At 51.2% G+C, this 547-nt stretch carries 1 protein-coding gene; it reads right to left on the bottom strand.

Annotated features, from left to right (window positions below):
* Positions 1-547, bottom strand: a 547-nt coding sequence (locus R7R78_RS28825; protein ID WP_225474933.1) for a copper-binding protein, incomplete at both ends; no start/stop codon positions are given.

The following is a 547-nucleotide window of genomic DNA, read 5'->3' on the forward strand; positions in this document are numbered from 1 at the left end:
GTGATCATGCCAAAATCTGCCATTAGCATGCTGATGTCTCCCGTTACCCAAACGTCAGTCGCGAGAACGGTGTCATCGGCTTTGTAATCGACGATTTCGTATTGACCCGATGCGGCTTTTTGAATTTCGAACTCAATAGCTTGGCCTTTTTGCAGTGAGCCCATATCGACGCCGTCAGCGAGGGTAAAGTTCATAACCATCCCCGGCCAATCCCACTCTGGTACGGGCTGGTGGTTGATGGTCAACATGCGATGGTCTTTCATCACATCAGTGATTTCGCCCTTCGTCCAAGCCGTTTGCGAAGTGGCTTCGGTCGGTGATGAAATGCGTGATAGATCAGCCGTTTGGCTCGATTCTGAATCCAACATAAAGTGAGCTGAGGTTACGATGCGATCGTCTTGAGTCAGGCCTTGTAGTACCTCGATTTTGTCGTCAGCTTCACGACCGACTTCGATGCGCGTTGAGCGGTATTTGCCGTCTCCCTCAGACAGCACGACGCGAGTCATACCCCCCGAGCGGATAACGGAAGACTTTGGAATGGTTAACA

It is taken from the genome of Vibrio sp. 2134-1, from assembly GCF_033339495.1.